Genomic DNA, 4,956 nt, shown 5'->3' with positions numbered 1-4,956 from the left:
CTCCAACCATATCGCCCTGATAGATACAGTCTTCGTGGGGTCCTGCATCCGCCGGGAGACCGCCTTCATGGCTAAGAAAGAGCTGTTCGGCTTTCCCCCCTTAAGGGCATTAATCACCTGCCATAACGCCTTTCCCATCAGGCGGGGCGGCTGGGATTCCCAGGCCATCAGGCTGCTTAAGGAAAAACTGAACCAGGGCCTGGCGGTACTGGTCTTCCCCGAAGGCACCCGAAGCAAAACAGAAAATTTTTTAGACCCCAAGCCGGGCATAGGTTTTCTGGTCAGGCAGAATGGGGTCCCGGTGGTTCCCTGTTTCATTCGGGGGACAAACATGGGTTTGCGGGAACTGCTGGGCAGGAAACACAAGCTGACGGCCCGGTTCGGCCGGCCGATCACCGTGGCCGAGATAGAATCTTTCCCGTCCGAAAAAAGCGGATATGTGGACCTGAGCCGGTTGATCATGGAACGGATAGCCGGTCTGAAGGAAGTGTCCTGATGAAGATAAAGGTGGCCCAAAGCGCCGGGTTCTGCTTCGGGGTGAAGCGGGCGGTGAACATGGCGTTCGAGATAGCCCAAAGGTCGAAAAAACCGGTATATACCCTGGGGCCCATCATCCACAATCCCCAGGTGGTGGCCCAACTGGAGGCCTGCGGGGTCAAGGCGGTCAAAGATCTTTCCCGGATCAAAAGCGGCACAGTCATCATCCGCTCGCACGGCGTGCACCCCCGCGTAATAGCCGGACTCATGAAAAAAGGCATTACGATCGTGGACGCCACCTGCCCCTTCGTGACCAAAGCCCAAAAGGCCACGGCCCTGCTGAAGGAGGAGGGACGCCAAGTGGTGATAGTGGGCGAGGCCGAGCATCCGGAAGTGATAGCCCTCAAGGGTTACGCCGGAAAGAACTCGGTGGTGTACAACCAAAACAATTTCAAGGTCCAGAAAAAGCTGGGGGTGCTGGCCCAGACCACGCTTTCGGCCGATGCTTTCATCAGCGCCGTTTCCGCACTGAGCAGGCGGACAGAGGACCTTCACGCCATCAATACCATTTGCCAGGCCACCCAGATAAGGCAGCAGGATACCATGCGGCTGGCCAACGATTCCGATGTGACGATTGTAGTGGGCGGACGCAATTCGGCCAATACTTCGCGTCTGCTGGAATTGTGCCGGAAGGTGGGCCGGCCGGCCCATCACGTGGAAACGGAGCGAGAGTTGAATGCAAAATGGTTCCAAAATTGCACCAAGACCGGGGTAACGGCCGGGGCATCCACCCCCGACAGCATGGTCAAAAAAGTGGTGGAACGGATCAGGGAACTGACGGACAAAAAACGAAGGCATAGGGCAGAAGTCAGAATCGGGAATCGACTAACAAAAAAACAAGAGCAGAAGACAGAAGACAGGACCGGGGATATATAAATTGATTCCGGGAAGGTTTCGTTTTCGTTTTCTGATTTTAGTTTTATAAGGCTGGCATTGGTCGGCCTATTTTATACCGAAAGGAGTTTTAAACACAAACTCATGGCAAAAACCAAACAACCAAGCGAGAAGCTTTTATCACAGGATCAGCTGCTGGAGCAGGATGAGCAGGAGGGTTCGGGCGAATTCCGAAGCCTGCTGGACGAATTTTTTCATAAGAAAAAATTCGAGGAGGGCGAAATCGTCACCGGTACGGTGCTTAGAATCTCCGGGGATTCGGTGATCGTGGATGTCGGCTTCAAGTCCGAGGGCGTCGTCCCGGTGGTGGAATTCCTGGACCGCTCGGCCGTCGAGATCGGGAAGAAGGTGGACCTGCTGCTGGAACAGATGGAAGACCAGGACGGGCAGATAGTGCTGTCCAAGATGAAGGCCGATTTCATCAAGGTCTGGGACAAGGTCCAAAAATCATTGGACAGCGAGATCATCGTGGACGGCAAGGTGCTGCGCAAGGTCAAGGGGGGGCTGATCATAGACCTGCTGGGCGTGGACGCCTTTTTGCCTGGCTCCCAGATCGGCCTCCGTCCCCTGGAGACCATTGACAGCCTGCTGGGGCAGACCATTCCCTTGAAGATCATCAAGATCAACAAGAAGAAGCGGAACATCGTGGTCTCGCGCCGGGTGGTGCTGGACGCCGACCGGGACAAGCAGCGGGCCATCATCCTGGGCGAGATCGACAAGGGCCAGGTGCGGGAGGGCATCGCCAAAAACATCACCGATTTCGGCGTTTTCGTGGATCTGGGCGGCTTAGACGGCCTGCTCCATATCACCGATATGTCCTGGGGCCGGATCAGCCATCCTTCGGAGCTGGTTCAGATCGGGCAAAAGGTAAAGGTCAAGATCCTGGAATACGACCGCGAGAGATCCCGGGTATCTCTGGGCTTAAAGCAACTGACCACCCATCCCTGGGAGAGCATCGAGACCAAATTTCCGGTGGGGACCAAGCTCCTGGGCAAGATAGTATCCATCACCGATTACGGCGCCTTCATCGAGCTGGAGAAGGGGGTGGAGGGCCTGATCCACATCTCCGAGATGTCCTGGACCCGCCAGGTGAAGCATCCCTCCAAGATAGTCTCCATCGGGGACGAAGTGGAAGCGATGGTGCTGAAGATAGATAAGGCCGAGCAGAAGATATCGTTAGGGCTTCGTCAGCTGGGGCCGGATCCCTGGTCCAGCATCGAAGCCAAATATCCCATCGGAGCCAAGGCGGTGGGCAAGGTCCGCAACATCACCAATTTCGGCATCTTCGTAGAACTGGAAGACAGCATCGACGGCCTGATCCACATCTCGGACATCTCTTGGACCAAGCGCATCAAGCATCCCGGCGATGTGGTCAAAAAGGGCGATGACGTCAACGTGGTGGTCACCAACATCGACAAGGAGAACCACCGAATCTCCCTGGGAATAAAACAGCTGGAGGAGGATCCCTGGAACACGGTCAACCAGCATTTCACTCTGGGCCAGATAGTGCACTGCAAGGTCAACCGTCCCCTGGAACGCGGCCTGTTGGTGGACATGGACAATGGCTTTGAAGGATTCGTGCCGGTCTCTGAATTAGACAAGGTGGACGAGACCAAGCTGGAAGAGACCTTCAAAGGCGGCGAGGAAATGGACCTCAAGATCCTCGAGATCGACGTCAACAACCGCCGGATCGCCCTGTCCCAGAAGGCTCTGCTTTCGTCCCAGGAGGCCGAAGAGATCAAGCCATACTTTAAAGAGGAACCTAAGGAAGCCCCAGGGGCCGAGCAGGCTCAGTAGTATTTACAAAACTTGGATCAAGGCATGGGTCTTTGATCATAAAGCGGGCCGGATGAAAACTCCGGCCCGCAATTTATTTGCTTGACAAGCAGGGCTTAAAATATTATCATCTTAGTTTATTACTGATTTTCGCAACGCAGATCAAAGGCACAAAATGACAGAATCAAACAAACAGGAATTCCGTCCTGCCGGTCGAAACATAAAGGATTCTTTTTCCAAACTTGGCCCCAGGGTATTAGTGGCCTTTTTAGGAATTCCCCTGATGCTGGCAGCGGTATACTTGGGCGGCTGGTGGCTTTGGGCTTTGGTTTTGCTGATATCGCTGTTGGGGCTTTTGGAATATTACGGATTGGCAAGCGTCAAGGGATATGCCCCATTGAAATGGTGGGGGCTTTTGGGCGGGATATTACTCTTGCTATCCTTTTCTCTCGTCTCTGATTTAATGGCCGGATTGACGGTTGGGTGGCTGCTTTTATTGTTAGGCTGGACTGCAATCAAGGCCCGGATCGAAAACTCCCTTGCTGGATTAGCTGCCACCATATTCGGGATAATTTATGTGCCTGGCCTGCTGGGGCACATGATTTTACTGCGTAATTACGGGCAGGCGCCGGGATTCAAACTATTGACCCTGGCCATGGCCCTGGTCTGGGCCGGGGACACCGGGGCCTATTTCACCGGTCTAATCTGGGGCAAAAGGCCGTTGGCCCCCAAAATAAGCCCCCAGAAATCCATAGAAGGGCTGCTGGGCGGCGCGCTGTTTACTGTGACGGCCTCTGTCCTATTATCGCTATACTGGGTAAAGGAACTGGGTCTCTGGCAGGCGCTGATAATCGGGCTGGGGGTGGCGTTCTTCGGCACTTTGGGTGACCTTTTCGAATCGCTGTTCAAACGCGACGCCGGGGTGAAGGATTCCGGTAATCTATTGCCGGGACACGGCGGCGTGCTGGATCGTTTCGACAGCATGATGTTCGCCCTGCCCTTTGTTTACTGGTATTGCAGGATTTTTGTTCTGGGGTAGATCATGTTATCATACCAAGAACATTATGCCCAGTATTTGGGCTACAATTCGAAACAAACAGGGAATCTGATCGTTTGTCATTCTTCGGTAAGGGACAAATTAGAAACCCAGCGTAAACCGCTACTCCTGTCCTTCTTGAACCGGCAGCAAGTGGTAATATCAGCCTCTACCGATCTGTTAGGAAAAGTCCGCAGGATGGCCGTGGCCCTTTCCCTAAAAAAGCTGGCCCCGGACGTGTGGTTTAAAACAATAGATGATTTTATTTATGACCAGTTCAAACTTTACCAAATCGATCATTACATTCGGATGACTGTCGATCAGAAGGACTTTGTAAAAATAAAAAACTGCGATCAGACCGTTCGGGCGTTGGGTTTGGCTGATAAAAAGACGATATTAAGCAAGAGACCGTTATTCCAAAGAGGCAAAAAATACCAAGACCATTTTTGGGAACAAAATATAAAATACATCAAAGAAGGCCGATGCTTTGGGTTAGTTAGCAAAGGGCAGATTCTGAGCCGGGCTGCGGTGGAGCCGATAGAATGCGGAGCCGGGAATATTGCGGTGTATACCGACGCGAAGCATCGGAAAAGGGGATACGGCAAAATGGTGGTTTCTGCTGCGGTAAAATGGTGTTTTGAGCATGATATACTTCCGATATATTACGTGAAATCAGATAACGTTGCCTCCATTGCTTTAGCCAGGAGTTTGGG

At 53.1% G+C, this 4,956-nt stretch carries 5 protein-coding genes; all 5 read left to right on the top strand.

Going from position 1 to position 4,956, the window contains the following annotated elements:
• Positions 1-496 (top strand): 1-acyl-sn-glycerol-3-phosphate acyltransferase (locus HY768_10530; protein ID MBI4727633.1); only part of this gene is annotated, 496 nt, incomplete at its 5' end.
• Complete coding sequence (gene ispH / locus HY768_10525; GenBank protein MBI4727632.1) at positions 496-1,413, top strand: 4-hydroxy-3-methylbut-2-enyl diphosphate reductase; 918 nt, start codon at positions 496-498, stop codon at positions 1,411-1,413. The genes HY768_10530 and ispH, both read left to right, overlap by 1 nt.
• Positions 1,414-1,515: 102 nt before the next feature.
• Positions 1,516-3,228: a 30S ribosomal protein S1 gene (rpsA, locus tag HY768_10520; GenBank protein ID MBI4727631.1), complete on the top strand. Its 1,713-nt coding sequence runs from the start codon at positions 1,516-1,518 to the stop codon at positions 3,226-3,228.
• A gap of 154 nt (positions 3,229-3,382) precedes the next feature.
• On the top strand, positions 3,383-4,246 hold the full coding sequence (locus HY768_10515) for a phosphatidate cytidylyltransferase (GenBank protein MBI4727630.1): 864 nt from the start codon (positions 3,383-3,385) through the stop codon (positions 4,244-4,246).
• Positions 4,247-4,249: 3 nt separating this feature from the next.
• On the top strand, positions 4,250-4,956 hold a 707-nt coding region (locus tag HY768_10510), incomplete at its 3' end, for a GNAT family N-acetyltransferase (protein MBI4727629.1).

It is taken from the genome of candidate division TA06 bacterium, from assembly GCA_016208585.1.
GTDB lineage: Bacteria > Edwardsbacteria > AC1 > AC1 > EtOH8 > UBA5202.
This window is presented reverse-complemented; position numbering and strand designations above follow the sequence as displayed.